This window comes from Marinobacter sp. LV10R520-4 (assembly GCF_002563815.1).
In the GTDB taxonomy this organism is placed as follows: Bacteria; Pseudomonadota; Gammaproteobacteria; order Pseudomonadales; family Oleiphilaceae; genus Marinobacter.
Map to the genome: position 1 here is coordinate 2,189,110 of NZ_PDJM01000001.1, position 18,083 is coordinate 2,207,192.

Below are 18,083 nucleotides of genomic sequence, written 5' to 3' on the forward strand. Positions count from 1 at the left end.
GGCTGTGGCGTGTTCAAAATCGTCAGAAGATAGCGGCGCTGCTGCGTCTGCAACAGCTTCAGGGCCGGCAGTTGTGCATGTGCGCACCGCGGCGGTTGAAGGCGGCGATGCTCGCGCGGTATCCCTGCGCTTTGCCGGCATAGTGCGTGCCAGCCAGCGTGCAACGCTGACCTTTCAGCTCAGCGGAACCCTTACTGAACGTAAGGTGGAGTTGGGCCAAACGGTAGAGGTCGGCGACGTGCTGGCGCGTATTTACAGCCCCGCCCTAGAACCGGCGCGGGATTCTGCCAGCGCTCGCCTGGATGAACTGACCACCAACTACCAACAGTCACAACGTGAATGGCAGCGCGCTAGCAGCCTTCGTGAACGCGGTGTGGTGTCGGAACAGGCGCTGGAACAGATCGCCGCCCGCCGCGACGGGCTCAGGGCCAGCGTTGCCACCGCCCGGGCATCGTTAGCCGAAGCCAGCAAAATGCTGGAAGAAAATACACTGAAAGCGCCATTTGGCGGCCGGGTAGAAGCCTTGTTGGTCGAGCAGAATGAATTTGTGGCCGCCGGTCAGCCGGTTATGCGATTGTCGTCGCCGAAAGGGCGGGAAGTGGAAGTGCGGGTGCCGGTGTATATGCTCAATCACGTTAGCTTGGGCGCGGAACTGCCGGTATGGTCGGTGCAAGACCGAAGCCAGGCCCCGGTGCAGGGCACCGTGGTTGAAATTGCCCAGGCCGGTGCCATTCGTGGCGAGCTGCAACCGCTGCTGGTGAACCTTCCGGCTAACACCCTGAATGCAGGTGTGCCGGTAGAAGTGGGTATTACCCCGCAAACCACCGCGGCCTTAACCGTGCCGCTGCTGGCGGTGATACGTGACGTAAACGCTACTGCCAGCCCTGCTTTTGATCCGACATCCGTCCTTCCCGCGCCCGTCGCCGGTGCCAGTCTGGGCACCAGTGTGTTTCTCGTGCGTGACGGTGTCGCCCGGCGCACGCCGGTCACGGTGTTGCGGATTTTGGGTGAGCGCGTGGCCATTCACGCAGAAATCCTGGTGGCGGGAGATCAGGTGGTGTACGCCGGTATGACCAAACTGGTGGACGGCGATACCGTGATTGAAGCGGCGCAAGCTGTGCGCACTCAGCCTGTAGAAGGATAGCAACGCCTTGATTACTCGCCGCCTGCTGAATTTTCAACGCCTGTTGGGCATGGCTATAACCATGCTGTGCCTGTTGGGCATTGCCGCCTTCAGCACCATGCCGCGTCAGGAAGACCCATCATTTCCCTACAGGGCGGGCCTGGTGTCGGTGGTTTATCCCGGTGCCAGCGCCGCGGATGTAGAGCGCCTGGTGCTGCAGCCGCTGACCGACGAACTGCGGCAAGTGGAGGAGCTGGATTTCAGCCAGGGCATTGCTCGCACCGGCGTGGCGCTGCTGACTTTGCGCCTGAAAGACACGATTTATGAAACCGATCCGGCGTGGGACCGGGTACGGCGGGCGATGGACCGGGCACGCCGGGATTTTCCTGACGATGTTGGGTTGATGACGCTGGACGACCGCGTGATTGATATTCCGGCGATTGTGCTGGCGGTGGCGGGGTCGCCCTCTGTGACAGAGCTGACGGCGGTGGCTGAGAGGCTAAAGCAGAACCTGGGTGACATCAGCGGCTTGTCCCGGGTTGAGCTGGACGGCGACAGCGATGAACAAATAACCCTGGCGCTGGACGACGCTGCGTTATTCCGCCTGGGCATTTCCCCCGCCCAAATGCTGGATACCCTGGCGCAGCGCAACCAGACCACGCCGGGTGGCTTTATAGTGGTCAACGGCCGCCGCCTGTCGATACTGCCCAACAGCGAATTTACCGATATTGAAGCCATACGTGCTACGCCCATTGAGCTGCCAGACGGCTCCCAGGTGCCGCTGGCGGCCGCGGTGGAGGTGTGGCGTGGGCCAGTGGAGCCGCGCCATCCAGAAACCTGGTATGACGGCGAGCGGGTGGTCACGCTGTCGCTGATCATGGAAGAAGACACCACCGATGCTATCCGCTTTGGCCAGCAGGTGCGGGAGCGACTGCAACAGATTGAGGGCGATTTTGCGCCCTATCAGATTCACGAGATGTTCTTTCAGCCAGACAAAGTTCAGGAGCGTTTAATCGGCCTGGCCTGGAGCCTTGTGCTGTCGGTGCTGATTATTGTAGCGGTGGTGTTCACTGGCATGGGCATACGCATGGGTTTGTTGGTGGCGTCCATTTTGCCGATGGTAGCGCTGATCAGCATTGGCCTATACGATCTTGGCGGTGGGGTGCTTCACCAGGTAGCCATTATCGGCATGGTGATTTCCTTGGGCATCCTGATTGATAACGCCATCGTAATTGTGGAAAACATTCAGGGCCATCTGGATGAAGGCATGCGCCGGCTGGATGCCCTACGCAAGGCGGTGGGTGAACTGGCAGGGCCTCTGGGCGCTTCAACCGGCACCACCATCGCGGCGTTTACACCCATGCTGTTGTCGAAAGGCGGTGCCGCCGACTTTACCCGTGGCGTGCCGGTGATGATCATGCTGACGTTGTCGGTCAGCTATCTGCTGGCCATATCCGCGGTGCCCCTGTTGGCGGCGCGATTCCTGAAGGCTCGCCGCGGCGCTCATGAAGACCGGTTGATCGGGCTTGCGCGTTTTCTGGGCGGGCTGGTGTTCCACCATCCCAAGCGCTTGGTGCTGGCAGGCTCGTTATTGGTGGTTGCCAGCCTGGGCATGACGCCGTTTATGGCCCAGCAGTTTTTCCCGAACGCTGACCGGCCGCGGGTGATTGTGGAAATGTATCTGCCCGAGGGTACCGATCAGGCCCAGACATCGGCGGTGGCTGCCCAGCTGGAACACGCGATTCGCAGCCAGCCGGCAGCGCTGGATATACAGCGCTTTGTCGGTTTTGCCGGCCCCAGCTTTTATTACAACCTGCAGCGATCACCCCAAGCGCCCAACCGCGGCCGGCTGGTGATACGCACGCCCACTCTGGCCGATACCACCGACATGATTCGCTGGGTGCGCACCTACGTGGATGAAAATCTGCCCGAGCTGGAGGTGGTGGTCGGTACTCTGGCCCAGGGGCCGCCGCGGGCAGCGCCGGTAGAGGTGCGGGTATACAACGCCAACGCGGAAGATCGCGCCCGTGCCACCGAGCAGGTATTCCGCGCCTTGCGGGCGACTGTTGGCACGGTAGACCTGCGCCACGATTTGGACATTGGCGTGCCGGGCGTTGAAATTAATGTGGACGACGCCACCGCGGCGCGTTTTGGTCTGACCCGTGCCGACGTGGCGAACAGTCTTTACGGCCAGAGTTTTGGCATAGTGGCGGAAACCTATCGCCAAGAAGACGACCCCATACCAATAGTGCTGCGCTCCCGCGAGGGCACGGCCATTTCTCTGGAACGATTGTTGTCGGTGAACATCTACAACAGCCAGGGTGACGCCATTCCGCTGGCGGCGCTGGCGTCGGTGGACACCCAATGGGAAGCGGCGGTAATGTATTCGCGCAATGGTGTGCCAATCAATACGGTTGCAGCAAATCTGGTCACCGGGTTCAGCTTTAGCCAGGCTTTGGACGGCATGAATCGTGCGCTGGAATCCGACCCTTTGCCGCCCGGTACGCGGCTGGAACTGGGCGGTGACGCAGAAGGTTCGGGCGACGCCAACAGCGCCCTGCTAACGGCTGCACCCATTGGTATTTTGCTGCTGTTATTCTTCCTGTTATTACAGTTTAATTCCTTCCGCCGGGTGGGCATTATTCTGCTGACCGTGCCGCTGGCCACGGTGGGCATATTCCCCGGGCTGGTGCTGAGCGGCTCACCTTTCGGTTTTCAGTCATTGTTGGGAGTGGTTGCGCTGGTGGGTATTGTGGTGAACAACGCTATTGTGCTGCTGGATGTGATGGATAGGGAGCTGGATAACGGCCACGACATTTTTAATGCCGTGCGCAAGGCCGTAGAACAACGCACCCGGCCCATTCTGCTGACCACCGCTACCACGGTGGCTGGCTTGCTGCCGCTGGCGTTCAGCAGCTCCACGCTCTGGCCACCCATGGCCTGGGCCATTATTTCCGGCTTGCTGGCGTCTACCGTGTTAACTCTGCTGATGATTCCTGCGGTCTGCTCGCTGCTGATCAAAGTGCCGGTCGCCGAACCGGACAATTCACCGGCCTGACCCGTTTTCCGGCTGGCTCTGTTGAACTTATGAAACGTTCAAACAGTCAGTCGGGACACCAGCAATCCCACACGCTGGCCAACCGGCACATCGCGGTTTGGAAACACAATGGCTTCGGGCTTCTCGCCCACGCAGTAGCGTTGATTGCTGTCTTTCCAAATCACGGTGCCCGGGGTGTATTCAGTGAAGTTGGCCACGTCATCCGGCACGTGAAACTGAAAACCCTCACCGCTGTTCAGAATTTCGTGAACCACCTGAAATATCGCCAGCTCTGGTTGCTCGCTTGCTGTGGGCCTGGAAGCTGGCGCTGGTAATCCGGCCAGGCGCCGTTCCAGTGCGTTATGAAACCCTTGAAAACGGCGCAGATCGTTCTGGCCGAAGGGTTTTACCTGGCCCAGCTCTACCGTGAAGCTTTGAGCTTTCAGCGCGGATGACGAAAATGAGGCAAAAGTGGTGCCGGCTTTGTGTTGCAGCAGCAGGGTGTGCACATCCGCTTCCAGCAAAAAGGCGCACTGCTCAGCCGGTACTTGGCGGCCGGCCACAAACGCATAGAGTGCGAACTTCTCCCGTTGGGAGGAGCGTATGGCGGTGTGCAGATCGTAGTGGCTCAACGCCAGGCCCTGTGCCTGCGTTTTCCCGGCGAAGGTCTGGCACAGCTGTTCCAGCTGCTGTGCCCGCCCGGCTTCCGGTGTTTCGCGGACTTCGTCACGCCGGTGTGCGCCGCTGAACAGTCGGTTCAGGTTGGCGTCAATAAAGCGTTTGCCCGTTACCATGGCCTGCGGGTTGCCCAGTATCAGCAGGGCGGGGCAGGCAGGTTGTAGGGCCCCACTAACCAGTTGGTTCACCAGCTGGTTCAGCACTTCGATAGGCGCGGTTTCATTGCCGTGAACACCGGCAGAAATTATCAACGCTTCCTTATGGTTGTTTTGCCGGCTTGCTGGCGGGCTGACCTGCAGAATGCCCGTGCCCAGTTGCACCAGTTCGCCGCCGCCGGGCAACCCATGGCGGCATTGGGGAAGGGTTTTACCGGCGTTTTCCAGGGTGTGGCTCAACCAGTCTTGTTTGCTAGTGAAAAATGCGCTGCTGGCGGTCATCGATTTCTCTTTGTCAGGAGTTCGTCGTCAGGAGTTCACCGGGCGCTGATGGCGTAGCAGGTGATTTTCCAGTTTGCGGAACACAAACACCAGTATAAACGTGAGCATCAGATAAATCAGCGCAACGAATATGAAGGCGTCAAAGGGCGCGTAGGTGCGTGCGTATATATTGCGCGCGGCGCCGGTCAAATCCATTAGGGTAACCACGCTGGCAATCGCGCTGGCGTGCAGCATGAAAATCACTTCGTTCGAGTAAGCCTGAACCGCACGGCGTGCCGCGTTGGGCAGAATAATGCGGCGCATACGCAGCATCCAGCTCATACCGTAGGCTTTGGCCGCTTCAATTTCACCCACCGGCGTGGCGATAATGGCACCGCGGATAATTTCGGTGGTGTAAGCGGCTGTGTTAAGGGTGAATGCCAACAGGGCCGGGTAGAAAGGCTCGCGGAAGATGAGCCACCAGAAAGTTTCCTGAATACCGGGAATCTGGGCAATGCCGTAGTAAATTATGTACAGCTGAATCAGCAGCGGTGTGCCGCGAAACAGGTAGGTGAACACCCAGATCGGGCCAGACACAAACGGATTGCGCACGGTGCGCAGAATGGCCAGGGGTAATGCAATGACAAGGCCGATCAACAGCGATAAAAATACCAGGTGCACGGTGGTTACCAAGCCATTCCAATATTCCAGCAGAGTCATGACGGTGAAGATATCGTTCTGGTTCAGCCACTGGCTGATAAAGTCTGGCATAAATCAGCTCCTCTGCACCACGCCAACATTGGCGCGAATGTCCAGCCACTTGATGAACAGCTCGGAAACCGCTGTCAGCGACAGATAAACAAAGGCCACGGGGATGAAAAAGTGAAACGGCATGCGCTCGGCTTTGGCGGCTTCCTCAGCCACTCGCACCATGTCGGTCAGGCCGATAATGGACACCAGAGCGGTGGTTTTCAGCAAAACCTGCCAGTTGTTGCCAATGCCGGGCAGGGCATGACGCAGCATTTGCGGAAAAATAATGCGGCGAAAGGTATGCCAGCGTGAAAACCCGTAAGCCCGGGCGGCTTCAATCTGGCCGGTGTCTACAGCCAGAAATGCACCGCGGAAGGTTTCGGTCATATAGGCACCAAAAATCAAGCCGATGGTGACCACGCCTGAAATAAACGGGTCGAATTGAAAAAAGAAGTCGATTTCGTAGGCTTCCCACAGCACATCAGACAGGCTGTTTACCGCCAGCTGGCCGCCGTAATAGAACAGCATCATCATCACTATGTCTGGGACGCCACGAATGCAGGTGGTGTAGGTGGTCGCTATGGCTCGCAATGGTCGGTTATCCGACAGCTTGGCAGAGGCTCCAAGCAGGCCGAGAATTAACGCAAGAGCCAGCGACAGGAACGCCAATTCCATGGTCACAAAAGCGCCTTTCAGAAGTTCAGGGCCGTAACCTTTCAGATCAAGCATGACATATTCCGGTAATCCGGGATGGCCAGAGCGGCCACCCCGAAGGCATGATTAAACCTTGATGTCGTAAGCGAAGTATTTCTTCATGATGGCATCGTAGGTGCCGTTTTCTTTGAGGGTGTCCAGCGCTTTGTTAACACGCTCGGCTAGCTCTGTGTCGCGCTTGCGCATGGCAACGCCTACGCCTTCACCCAGCTTCACTGACTCGCCAACTTCAATAAAACCGTCTTTGTTTTTGATGGTCTGCTCGCCCACCGGGTAGTCTACAAATACGGCGTCAAGGCGCTGGCCTTCCAGATCCAGAACCATGTCGTCAGCGGTGTTGTAACGCTTGATGTTTACAACGCCGGTCATGTTTTCAGTCACGAAGGTGTCCATGGTGGTACCGCGCTGCACGCCCACAGACTTGTCTTTCATGGCGTCCATGTCGGTTACGTCGATATCAAACCCTTCCGCCGCGAACCAGCCGCCCGGTGTGTTGTAGTAAGGCTTGGAGAAGAGTACGCGCTCGGCGCGCTCCGGGGTGACCGACATGGAAGACATGATGGCGTCAAACTTGCGCGCCAGCAGGCCGGGAATCATGCCGTCCCAGGCCTGGATAACAAACTCGCACTTGGCGTTCATTTCTTCGCACATGGCTGTGGCCAGCTCGACTTCGAAACCGGTCAGTTCGCCGTTTTCATCTTTGTATTCGAACGGTTCGTAGGGCACGTCGAAAGCAATGCGGATGCTGTCTTCGGCCTGTACCGAGCCGGTCAGCATGGCCAGCGCGCAGCTGGCAGCAATCAGAATTTTTTTCATGGGTGAACTCTCCAGTGGTGTTCCAGTAGTTTGCCTTTAGTGGCTTTTTTTTATCACTACGCCGCAAAGGGCGCGAATTACAGAAAACACGGTACAGAAGCACAATACAGAAAATGCAATACGGAAAATACGATAACACCGGTTATCCGAACTTGGGAGCCAGAAATTGCTGCATCCGCTCAGATTCCGGGTTGTCGAATACCTTCGTTGGCGAACCCTGTTCTTCAATCACGCCCTGATGCAGGAACAGCACCTTGGTTGAGACATCTTTGGCGAAGGCCATTTCGTGGGTAACCACAATCATGGTGCGGCCTTCTTCAGCCAGGCTCTGCATAACCCGCAACACTTCGCCCACCAGTTCCGGGTCCAACGCCGAGGTAGGCTCGTCAAACAGCATGACGTCTGGTTCCATCGCCAGGGCTCGTGCAATCGCGGCTCTTTGTTGCTGGCCACCAGACATCTGCGCCGGATAATAGTCCTTGCGCTCGTAAATGCCGACCTTGTGCAAATAGTTTTCAGCGCGCTCGATGGCTTCTTTCTTGGGTACCTTCAGCACGTGGATGGGCGCTTCAATAATGTTTTCCAGTACGGTCATGTGCGACCAAAGATTAAAGCCCTGGAAAACCATTGACAGTTTTGCGCGTATTAGTTCTACCTGGTGGTTGTCGGCGGGAATGCGTTCGCCTTTGCGATTCTGCGCAAAGCGAATGGGGTCGCCTTGCACAATAATTTCGCCGGACGTTGGCGTTTCCAGCAGGTTAATGCAGCGCAGAAAGGTGCTTTTGCCGGAACCTGAACTGCCAATCAGCGATACAACGTCGCCTTTTTGAGTTTCCAGCGAAATGCCTTTTAGCACTTCAAGCTTGTCGAAGGTTTTGCAAATATCCCTACAGATCAAGGGCGCTTGGTCCGCCATCGGTGGCTCCTGAGGCTATAAATCAAAGACGTCTTTTTTACGGACTGTGCCAGTGTAAATCAACACTTTTTATACGGTCTGGTTTGCCTTAATGCAAACACTTTAAGGGTACCCTCTAAAGCACTCTCTAACGGCAGTCTCTGGTTTCGCAATAGCGTGTTTTTGTGAGCATGCTACAATTTGCGGCTGCGCGTCCTTTGAATGCTTGATAGTTTGCCAAGCCGTGCTCTGTATCCAGGGCCCGGTTTTTACCGAAAATACTGACCAGTCCGCTTAAGGGCTGGCGCTACTGAAAAGGCAAATGTGCGTGTCGCAACTGCAATTGGCAATTTTATTGGGAATGACGGTGGCACTCGGGCCTCTGGCTTTAGACGCTTACCTGCCTGCGTTCCCGCAGATAGCCGCGGATTTGAACGTTGATCACACCGATATCGGGCTTACCCTGAGTGTTTATGTCGGGGCCTTGGGCCTTTCGCAGCTGGTGGGCGGGCCGCTGTCTGATCGCTACGGTCGCCAGATTGTGCTGCTGGGTGGCCTATTTGTGTTCGCCGTTGCCGCTGCTATGGTTGCGCAAGCGAGTAGCCTGAATGAAATGCTGGGCTGGCGACTGGTGCAGGGCATGGGCGGCGCCTTTTGCGCGGTGTCTGTGCCGGCCATTGTGCGCGACCAGTTTCACGGTAAAGACGCCGCCAGGCTGTTTGGTCTGATTGGCCTGATTATGTTTATAGCACCGGCGGCGGCGCCCACTCTGGGGGTAATTTTGTTGGCAGTGGCCGACTGGCCGGCAATATTTCTAATGCTGACGGGCTACGCGGTATTTTTAGCCGTTGTACTGAAGCTGCGCCTGTTCCGCCAACTGCCTGCCAAAGAGCGGGTAAAAACTCCGGTATCCACTTTGGTCACAAATTACAGCCTGGTGCTGCGGCATTGGGTAACCATGCGTTTTGTTGGCATACAAGCGTTGTGTTTCAGCGCTATGCTGGTGTTTATCACCCACGCATCGTTCATTTATCAGGAATGGTTTGGACTTTCTAATACTCTGTTTTCTGCGCTGTTTGCCGCCAATATTGTGTTAATGGCCAGCCTGAACATATTTAACCGCTATTTGCTAAGGCACTTCGAGGCGGTATCGATTCTGCGGGTATCGGTATTGTTGCAGTTCATCGCGTTGCTGGTGTTAGTGGCACTGGCCTGGGTTGGGGCTCCCTGGTGGGTCATTGCCGGCTGCATTGTGACGGCCGTGGGCTTTATGGGCTCCATCATTCCCAACAATATGGCCAACGCTCTGGAGTTTTTCCCGCACTTGGGTGGCACGGCTGCGGCGATGCTGGGCGCCACTCAATTCACCCTGGCCGGCGCCATCAGTGCGTTTTCTACCACGGTGGTGGAAGAGTCTTTGTTGAACGTAGTGATTGTGATGGCGGTGTGCTCAATGCTGGCGGCCATACTGGCATTCGGTGCGCCGCGGGCGGTTCGGCGCGAGGTGGCAAAAATTGAAGCTGCTGCCGATGCCGCTGTGTTGCCCGAGCCCGCAAACCAGAGCTAACGGCAGCCCGAACTCGATTACCGCCGGAATTGGCGTACCTGATCGACAGGGCGACAATACCGACGGTAATGACAGACGGGCTCAGTTCATATCAAGCCGCGTGAGACTCAGCTTGCGGAAGAGGCGTCATAATCCTTGATGATCGCGGAGAGTTGGTCTTTAAGGTTCAACCTCTTTTTCTTCTGAGTTTCCAGGTATTCATCGGATGTTTTTTCTACTTCGGTTTCAATACGATGCACTTCGTGCTGTAAATCGTGGTACTCCTCAAACAGCTTAGCGAAGTGCTGGTCAGACATTTTCAGCTTGTGGATTGTATCTTTGGATTCCGGAAATTCATGCAGAAGGTCGTGTTTTTCAATGGGCATTGAGAGACTCCGTTGATGTATTGAAACGCTTCTTCAGGTTCAGTGTACACCCCCTGAGGATGTGCTGCCTGATACCGGTCAGGAACACTGCAAGCTACTGGCACGAAGACAGAAACAGGGGCTTGGTGTGGCTTTACAGAAAGACTTCCTTGAGAGACAACGTATTTTTGGTGATGCGCTCGGCCCCGGTTGCTGTAATGCGGACCGTTTCGCTGAAACCGACGCCAAACTCACCCGGTTTGCGCAGGCAGATTGGAAGGTGAAACACCATGTTTTCTTCCAGAACCGCCTCGTTGTCGGTCGCTATGAACATCGAGCCGGCGACCCAGGATGGCGGAAACGACGCACCGACCGGATAGCCAAATACGCCGGAGAAAAACGCGCGGTCTACGATAGGCGCTAGCGCGGACTCGCCGGCGCGGGCTGCCGAGGCGAAGCTTGCCCCGGCGCGCGCGGCCGACATTACTGCTTCCAGAACTTCAAGACAGACCCCGTGAAATTCACGAATTTCGGCGGAAGCTTCGCCAACCACGGCGGTACGCATCATGGGCGCGGTGTAGCGTTTGCGAACCGCACCGAATTCGGTGAACACCACATCACCGCGTGCAACCTCATAACCCGCATGATTGGTATGAATGATGCCGCTGCGGGCGCCGGTCGTCACAATCGGTTGCATACTCATGAATTCGCTACCTGCCCCCAGCATGGAGCTGGCGCCGGCCCGGGCGATTTCATGGTCGACCACGCCCGCTTGTATCACGGCGGCAGCCGCGTCCAGGCCGGCGTTGGTAATGGCGGCGCTCTCGGCAAGATACGTCAGTTCGGCGGACGATTTAACCAGTCGAACACGATCGATCAGCGCGCCGAAATCGATAAATGTGGCGGTGTCTAGCGTGTTTTTGAGCGCCGAAAGCAGTCCCGGCCGAAAAGAGCCCGTCCAGGGGTTAAAGCCGATTCGGGGTGCTTTGCTGCCCGCCGTGCGGCGCACCTGAGCAGCCAGGTCGCTGGCCACTGTTTCGGGCGCCTGCCACGGATAGCCGATAACGTCGTCTACCCGGCTCAGATACACGGCAGGGCCCATCTCAATGGCTGGTACGAACAGCACGGTTCTATCAGACGCGACAAGCAGCACGCACTGAACCGAAACCTCGAAGGTTGTGTAGCCGGTCAGATAACACAGTTCGCTGGCTTCGGTCAGCAGTAACAGGTCAAGCCTGGCTTCGGCCATCTTCTGACGAACAGAGGCGAGCCTGGCTTCGTATTCGTCTGGTTTGAAGGCCAGTACCGGCTCGGGAAAGTGGTTTTGCAGTTTTTCGCGGTAGGTAAGGTAATCCATAAGATGATCGCTCGCCGTTGCGGAAGCCGGCCCTCATTAGTCGTTCATTCATGTCCAGTTTGCAAGAAAAAAGGGGTTTGGATTGCTATGGCAATTAATCTGACTCCGTAACAGGCTCATCGTAATAACCCATATGCCGCGCAACAACCGGAGGGTGTTATGATTAGGCTGTTAAACCAGAAACCGCCAATGGAGAAATAGCGATGGCGAAAAAGAAAGCACAGCCGACAAAACACAGCGCGGTTCAGCGCGAACTCAGAACCCCGAAGTACCAGATGCGGGTAGTGGAGAACAAACGTAAATACCGCCGCAGCCGTGACAAAACCACAAGGATGGAGGATTTTCGCAAGGCTGCCTGACAGGCTGTTTTACGAAAGTCCTCCGTTTCAACGTCCTTCGTTTCAGAGGCGAGACAGATCCATTTTCTGACCTGCCTTTGATTAGAGCAGAGTAACGCCTTACGGGAATTGATGGGTGCAGATATTTTGGCTTAAACGCAACCTGAGGCTTCAGGACTCAGAGCCTTTTTTTGAAAGCATGCGAGCCTTCCGCAAGAAGGGAAAAGTGCTCCCTCTTTACTGTCACGAGCCTGAGCTGGTTCAGCAGCCAGACGTGTCAAGGCAGCATCAGTTATTCATTCAGGAAACTCTTGAAGAGCTTGATCGCGATTTTCAGTCGATTGGAGGCAAGCTCCTTCAGGCTGTGGGCGAAACGGTAGATGTTCTTGATCGCATCCACCGCGTGCAGCCTCTAACCAAGATATGGACCCATCAGGAAACCACTCAAAACAGCCAGTTCCAGCGAGATAAAGCGGTTGCTGCCTGGTGTGCCGACCATGGCGTTGAACTGCTAGAGCTCGCGCAAAACGGGATTGCCAGAGGGTCGCAAAAGCCCGAGTTATTCCCGCCTTATTTTGCCTGCTCTGTGTCATCCAAACTTCGTGACCCTATTGGCACCGACCTAGCCGAGCGATTTGCGCCCCTGCCGTTTCCGTCCTGTGAGCCGAAGGGAATACCAAAAGCCGCTGGAACAGACAAACCGCTGAGGCAGAAGGGCGGGCGGTCACAAGCCATCAAAAATTTAAATCGATTCTTCACCGTTCCGTATTTAAAGCAATACCCGTTTCAGATATCCAGCCCGAATACGGCTTGGCAGGGCTGTTCGCGGATATCAACGTATCTGGCTTACGGTATTGTCTCGGACAGAGAGATATTCCAGGCTGTGGATCGAATTGTAACCGACGCGCACAGCCGGATGAACGCTGACCAGTTCGGTAAGTTTCAGGAAAACGCGCGTTTCTACTTGGATAGGTTGAGCTGGCGCCGGCAGTATATGCAAACATTTGAAGCCAGCCCCGAGCTGGAATTTCAGTGCATGCTTGCGCAGTTTAACGGTGTCCGCGAGGCAGATTACTCGGAAGGGCGCTCTTCAACGCATTCTCCAGGACAATCTGAACAACACTTCACAGCCTGGAAACAGGGGCTAACCGGGTTCCCCTATATTGATGCGGCGATGAGGTTCCTCAACCAAACCGGCTGGATTAACATGCGTCTGCGGGCAACCCTGGTCTCATTCGCCACTATGAATCTGTGGATACCCACCACCAAAGTGGCGGAATATCTGGCCACCGAGTTTCTGGATTACGAGCCAGGCATTCATCACGTTATTCATCAGATTATAGCGGGCACCACAGAATTCAACGAGCTTATGGTTTACGACCCGGTAAAACAGGGCAGGGACCATGATCTTGACGGGCATTTTATCCGCAAGTGGGTTCTGGAACTTGCGGATGTGCCCGGCAATGAACTTCATGACCTCGCTAAGACGGCGTTCAGGCTGTCGAAACACGCCGAAATTCTCGGTTATATGCCTTACCCGGAAGCCATTGTGGATCATCGGGCAACCGCAAAAAAAGCCAAAGACAGGGTAAGCGAGTTGCGGCGAAGCGATTCAGACCGCCAGAGAGCGTCCGTGGAGATGTCGAGCGAACAAAAACAGGATTTTCAGCAGTCACTGTTTTGAATCAGCAGTGACTGTTCGGAATAGGAAGAAAGTGGTCGGCTGGCCGCAACTGAGAGGGATTTATGAAAACAGACCTGCCCCGATATAGTAGAGCGCGCATTAGAGAGGTTTTTAGCGCCTTTCTACTATTGGGCCTGACTTCCTTTGGTGGTCCCATTGCCCATCTTGGCTACTTTCGTACTGAGTTTGTGGAACGCCGTCGCTGGCTTTCCGAACAGGCTTACGCCGACCTTGTCGCCCTGTGTCAGTTTTTACCAGGCCCAGCCAGCAGCCAGGTAGGTTTTGCTTTGGGCCTGATGCGTGCGGGCCCTTGGGGTGCAGCCGCGGCTTGGGCGGCCTTCACTCTGCCTTCGGCCTTTGTGTTGGTGCTGTTTGCTTTGGGCGCCGGGGTGCTTGATGGGCCCGTTAGCCAGGGCATCATTCACGGCTTGAAAGTCACAGCGGTGGCCATAGTCGCTCATGCGGTATGGGGAATGGCGCGCAATTTATGCCCTGACCGCCAGCGCGCCGGCATCGCTCTGGCAGCGGTGTTCACCGTGGTGTTGTTCGACGGCTCGCTGGGCCAAGTCACGGCCATAGTGATTGGCGCCTTAGCTGGCATGGTGCTGTGCCGGACTCAGGCCGACAACGATGCACCCGAGTTGCTGCTACCCGTTTCTGCCCGTACCGGCTTCCTGGCGGGGCTCGTCTTCGTTGTTTTGCTGGTGGGCCTGCCGCTACTGGCTTGGGTTAGCCCTTCCGCCACGGTGGCGGTGATGGATGCCTTTTATCGCGCTGGCGCCTTGGTGTTTGGCGGTGGTCACGTAGTGCTGCCGTTGCTGGAAGCCGAGGTGGTGCAATCTGGCTGGGTCGGGTCGAACGAATTTCTGGCTGGTTATGGTGCCGCTCAGGCCGTGCCCGGGCCGTTGTTCACGTTTGCCTCCTATCTGGGGGCAGTGATGACGCCGCTCGGCGGTAGCCTGTTCGGAGCCGCCCTGGCGTTGTTTATGATCTTTTTGCCCGGAATGCTGCTGTTGGTGGCGGTGCTGCCGCACTGGAATCGGTTTCGCCGTTGGGGTCGCGCGCGGGCACTGATGAGCGGTGCCAATGCAGCCGTGGTGGGCATTTTGGGCGCAGCGCTTTATCAGCCGGTGTGGACCAGCGCCATTCTGGGGCCCTACGAATTTGCTTTGGCACTGACCGGCTTTCTGCTTTTAAGCGTATGGAAATTACCGGCTTGGGCGGTGGTGATCATCTTGGCAAGCGGCGGCATTCTCATCACCATTTGATCCCAAATCCATAACACGCATCGTCTAACGCACATCGCCCGTTGCGTTCGTCTTCTAAAGCTCTCCTTTTGCATGAAGAGGCTATCTGATGGCATTTTTTGGTAAGAAAAAACGAGAACTGCAGGCTGCTCTCGACAAACTTGAGGCGGCCGAAAAGCGAATTATCGAGCTGGAGGCGGATTTCCAGGCCGTTGAAGAATCCTCGGCCGTTCTGGTGCTTACCCCGGATGGCCTGATTGACCGGGCCAGCGACGCATTCCTTGCGCTGCTGGGATACAAGGCTGAAGAGTTAACCGGGAAGCATCACCGAGTGCTTTGCGAGAGCGCCTATACCCGTAGCGAAGAATACATCGTGTTCTGGCGAAGTCTGGTTATTGGCGTTGCACAAAATGGGCGCTTTCTGAATCTTGATGCAAGTGGGCAGGGTGTTTGGCTGAAGGCGCGTTATCTGCCCGTAAGAATCAATAAAGGCATGGTCAGGCGCATTATTGTGGTGGTGGAGCCCGTTGAACAATAAAGCTTGTCTGGTTTGCCGTGTTCCGGTTTTCCCAGGTACAATTTCTATACAAAACGCGAAGTGTCCTCAGTGATAATTCAGGGGGTTATTCGGTACCATTGCGGTGCAATACCGCGGGCGGGAGTTTCCGCCTATTCCCTGACACACACAAAAGACCTACCAGCGATGAAAAATCTGACCATTCAGACGCGTGTGCTGTTGCTCGCACTTCTGCCTGTAATCGTACTTACCGCGTTTTTGACCACTTATAATCTGAATCAGGCCAGGGATATTGGCGACGGCGCGGTGGCGGATTTTTCCTCCGATATGGAGCTAAGCAAGCGTCAGGAATTGAAAAACTATATCGAGCTGGCACGCACCTCAATTGCCCATCTTTATAATCAGCCCGGTTCCGCTGAAGACCCTGACGTGCGTGAGCAAGCCTGGGAAATACTGCGTCAGCTGAGATTCAATGACTCCGGAAGCCCTGGTTACATTTTTGCCTACGACACCAGTGGCGTGAGCGTCATGCATGGCGTAAAGCCGGCGCTGGAAGGCAAGAATCTGTGGAACTTTCAGGACCCTAATGGCACCTACCTGATCCGCGAACTGGTAAAAGTGGCTTCTGACGGCGGTGGCTACGTTTCCTATGGATGGCAGAACGAAGCCACAGGCAAAGTGGCCCCGAAGCTGGGTTACGCAGAGATGCTACCGCAGTGGAATATCATGATTGGTACAGGGTTTTGGGTAGACGGTCTGGAAGAACAGGTCGCTGCCATGGATAGCAAAGTCGGGGATGCATTGGATAACGCTGTCATTGGTTCAGTGACGACCTCACTGATTGCGCTGGCTATTATCGTGCTTCTTGCCCTGGTTGTTGTCCGTAGCATTATCCGGCCACTGAAATCCGCAGTATCTGCAATGAACGGTATCGCCAGCGGCGACGGTGACTTGACCCGTCGACTGGACATAGAAGGCAAAGATGAATTGAGTCAGCTGGCAATCGCATTCAATAGCTTTGCGGATCAGGTGCATGGACTGGTTGAGCAGGTTCTCTCGTCGACCGGCACGTTGAACGAAGCCTCTGCAGAACTGAGTCAGGTAATGGAGGAGTCAACCCAGGGCGTGGAGCGTCAAAAATCCGAAAGTGACCAGGTGGCGACAGCCATGAACCAGATGACGGCGGCAGCACAGGAAGTGGCGAATAACGCCAGCGAAGCTTCTGATGCAGCGGACCGTGCCAACGTTCAGGTAGTGGACGCCCAGGGCCTGGTACATCAGACCATCGAGGTAATCGGCGGTTTGTCAGAGCAGGTTGCGGAAGGCGTTAAGGTTATAGAAAGGCTGGGCGCGGATTCGCGAAAAGTCGACACTGTTTTAGAAGTGATTCGTGCGATTGCCGATCAGACAAATCTGCTGGCCCTGAATGCGGCCATAGAGGCTGCGCGCGCCGGCGAAGCTGGTCGAGGCTTTGCAGTGGTCGCAGATGAAGTTCGCACACTGGCCAGCCGGACTCAAAAGAGTACCCAGGAAATTCAAGAAACAATTGAGCGGCTGCAAACCGGTGCCGGCAACGCCGTGAAGCTGATTGGTGCAATCAGTGAACGCAGTGAAGCGACCGTCGTGGAAACCCGTCAGGTGAATGAAGCGCTGAAGAGAATTAACCAGGCCGTTGGTACCATCAACGAGATGAACATCCAGATTGCCAGTGCCGCCGAGGAGCAAACCAGCGTCTCCGAGACCATTAATCAGAATGTTCACGAGATTGTGGCCATCACAGAGCAAACCGCCCAAGGAACTCGTAGGGCTGGAGCGGTCACACAACGGCTCAAGGCGCTGGCGGCAGATATGTCAGACCAGGTCAGCCGTTACCGCGTGTGAGTGGGAATGATAGTGAGAGTGAGTTAAAAATTAAGTGCTTCGCAAATGACATAGGTAGCGCTGCGTAGTAGGGATGAGGAACTTTGACACAAGACTTACTGTTTTCACTCAGCCAGTATCATCCTGTTGTGATTGAGGGAATGGGTGGCTACGACCCACGGGATCCCGGTCTTGTGGCAGCTGAGGTCTCAAAACAACTCCTGTCGTACTGGGGCCAAAAGCAGATACAAAAGCCAAAGCTCCTCATCACACAAGGTGACCCGCTGGAAGAGCGGGGTATTTCCGCAATTTCACCTTTGGTTGCTGCCCGATTTGGTTTGTCCCGCGGTCTTGTTTGTTTGGACGAGGAGATCGCTGAGTACCACTCGCCCAATGCTGACCGAGACAATGTGATCCTGGAGGTTAAATATTCCCAGCTGGTCGATGTGTTAAACCATAGCCGGCCAGGAACAATGGAACGTCTGGAAAGGGCGATCGATGATCGCATCAACAGAAAGAATCAAAAGCGTCAAGCGCTGGATGAAAACCCGCTAAAAGACTACTTTCGTGATTTTGCGTTGTTGCAGGAAGTGACTAAGGCCGCGTGCTCGCAATTGTGTAAGGGTATTACGGTTGCTCACACGTCCAGCAAAATCAGTGAGTTTTCGGTCACCGGTTTTTACACCGTCGGGCTTGAACTTGGGTTAGTTGATCCAGATGACATGGTGCCGTGACGTCAG

General features: G+C 55.8%; 16 protein-coding genes. 9 read left to right on the forward strand and 7 right to left on the reverse strand.

The window, feature by feature from the left end:
• Nucleotides 1-79 precede the first annotated feature (79 nt).
• Complete coding sequence (locus ATG98_RS10555) at nt 80-1,144, forward strand: efflux RND transporter periplasmic adaptor subunit (protein ID WP_098424423.1); 1,065 nt, start codon at nt 80-82, stop codon at nt 1,142-1,144.
• A gap of 10 nt (nt 1,145-1,154) precedes the next feature.
• Entirely contained in the window at nt 1,155-4,181 is a 3,027-nt protein-coding gene (locus ATG98_RS10560; RefSeq protein ID WP_098424424.1) for an efflux RND transporter permease subunit, read from the forward strand.
• 38 nt (nt 4,182-4,219) lie between these two features.
• Here the strand turns inward: ATG98_RS10560 and astE are convergent, their stop codons facing one another.
• The 5 genes from astE to ATG98_RS10585 all read right to left on the reverse strand — a co-directional run bounded on the left by astE (nt 4,220) and on the right by ATG98_RS10585 (nt 8,450).
• A complete protein-coding gene (astE, locus tag ATG98_RS10565) occupies nt 4,220-5,275 on the reverse strand; it encodes a succinylglutamate desuccinylase (RefSeq protein WP_098422918.1) in 1,056 nt (351 codons plus the stop codon).
• A 27-nt stretch (nt 5,276-5,302) separates the two neighbouring features.
• Nucleotides 5,303-6,025 (reverse strand): ABC transporter permease, encoded by a 723-nt coding sequence (locus ATG98_RS10570; protein WP_098422920.1) that lies wholly within the window; start codon nt 6,023-6,025, stop codon nt 5,303-5,305.
• A 3-nt stretch (nt 6,026-6,028) separates the two neighbouring features.
• A complete protein-coding gene (locus ATG98_RS10575) occupies nt 6,029-6,733 on the reverse strand; it encodes an ABC transporter permease (RefSeq protein ID WP_098421090.1) in 705 nt (234 codons plus the stop codon).
• Between the two features lie 51 nt (nt 6,734-6,784).
• Nucleotides 6,785-7,534, reverse strand: coding sequence for a transporter substrate-binding domain-containing protein (locus ATG98_RS10580; RefSeq protein WP_098422922.1), 750 nt, complete (start codon nt 7,532-7,534; stop codon nt 6,785-6,787).
• A 142-nt stretch (nt 7,535-7,676) separates the two neighbouring features.
• Nucleotides 7,677-8,450 carry an ABC transporter ATP-binding protein gene (locus ATG98_RS10585; RefSeq protein ID WP_098421092.1) on the reverse strand — a complete coding sequence of 258 codons (774 nt, stop codon included), beginning with the start codon at nt 8,448-8,450 and terminating at the stop codon, nt 7,677-7,679.
• Between the two features lie 307 nt (nt 8,451-8,757).
• On the opposite strand from ATG98_RS10585, the gene ATG98_RS10590 reads away from it, so the two are divergent.
• Nucleotides 8,758-9,996, forward strand: a complete 1,239-nt coding sequence (locus ATG98_RS10590) for a multidrug effflux MFS transporter (protein ID WP_098421093.1) — start codon at nt 8,758-8,760, stop codon at nt 9,994-9,996.
• 107 nt (nt 9,997-10,103) lie between these two features.
• Here the strand turns inward: ATG98_RS10590 and ATG98_RS10595 are convergent, their stop codons facing one another.
• Both ATG98_RS10595 and ATG98_RS10600 read right to left on the reverse strand, forming a co-directional pair.
• Nucleotides 10,104-10,361, reverse strand: coding sequence for a YdcH family protein (locus tag ATG98_RS10595; RefSeq protein WP_098421094.1), 258 nt, complete (start codon nt 10,359-10,361; stop codon nt 10,104-10,106).
• 133 nt (nt 10,362-10,494) lie between these two features.
• Nucleotides 10,495-11,697 (reverse strand): M24 family metallopeptidase, encoded by a 1,203-nt coding sequence (locus ATG98_RS10600; protein WP_098422924.1) that lies wholly within the window; start codon nt 11,695-11,697, stop codon nt 10,495-10,497.
• 203 nt (nt 11,698-11,900) lie between these two features.
• On the opposite strand from ATG98_RS10600, the gene ATG98_RS21850 reads away from it, so the two are divergent.
• From ATG98_RS21850 to ATG98_RS10625, 6 genes are all read left to right on the forward strand, one after another.
• On the forward strand, nt 11,901-12,056 hold the full coding sequence (locus ATG98_RS21850) for a hypothetical protein (protein ID WP_179888116.1): 156 nt from the start codon (nt 11,901-11,903) through the stop codon (nt 12,054-12,056).
• 115 nt (nt 12,057-12,171) lie between these two features.
• A complete protein-coding gene (locus ATG98_RS10605; protein ID WP_098422926.1) occupies nt 12,172-13,719 on the forward strand; it encodes an FAD-binding domain-containing protein in 1,548 nt (515 codons plus the stop codon).
• A 62-nt stretch (nt 13,720-13,781) separates the two neighbouring features.
• Nucleotides 13,782-14,987 carry a chromate efflux transporter gene (chrA, locus tag ATG98_RS10610; protein WP_098422928.1) on the forward strand — a complete coding sequence of 402 codons (1,206 nt, stop codon included), beginning with the start codon at nt 13,782-13,784 and terminating at the stop codon, nt 14,985-14,987.
• A gap of 88 nt (nt 14,988-15,075) precedes the next feature.
• Complete coding sequence (locus ATG98_RS10615; protein ID WP_098422930.1) at nt 15,076-15,504, forward strand: PAS domain-containing protein; 429 nt, start codon at nt 15,076-15,078, stop codon at nt 15,502-15,504.
• Between the two features lie 165 nt (nt 15,505-15,669).
• Nucleotides 15,670-17,364, forward strand: a complete 1,695-nt coding sequence (locus ATG98_RS10620; protein ID WP_098422932.1) for a methyl-accepting chemotaxis protein — start codon at nt 15,670-15,672, stop codon at nt 17,362-17,364.
• 83 nt (nt 17,365-17,447) lie between these two features.
• Entirely contained in the window at nt 17,448-18,077 is a 630-nt protein-coding gene (locus ATG98_RS10625; RefSeq protein ID WP_098421099.1) for a shikimate kinase, read from the forward strand.
• Nucleotides 18,078-18,083: the final 6 nt, after the last annotated feature.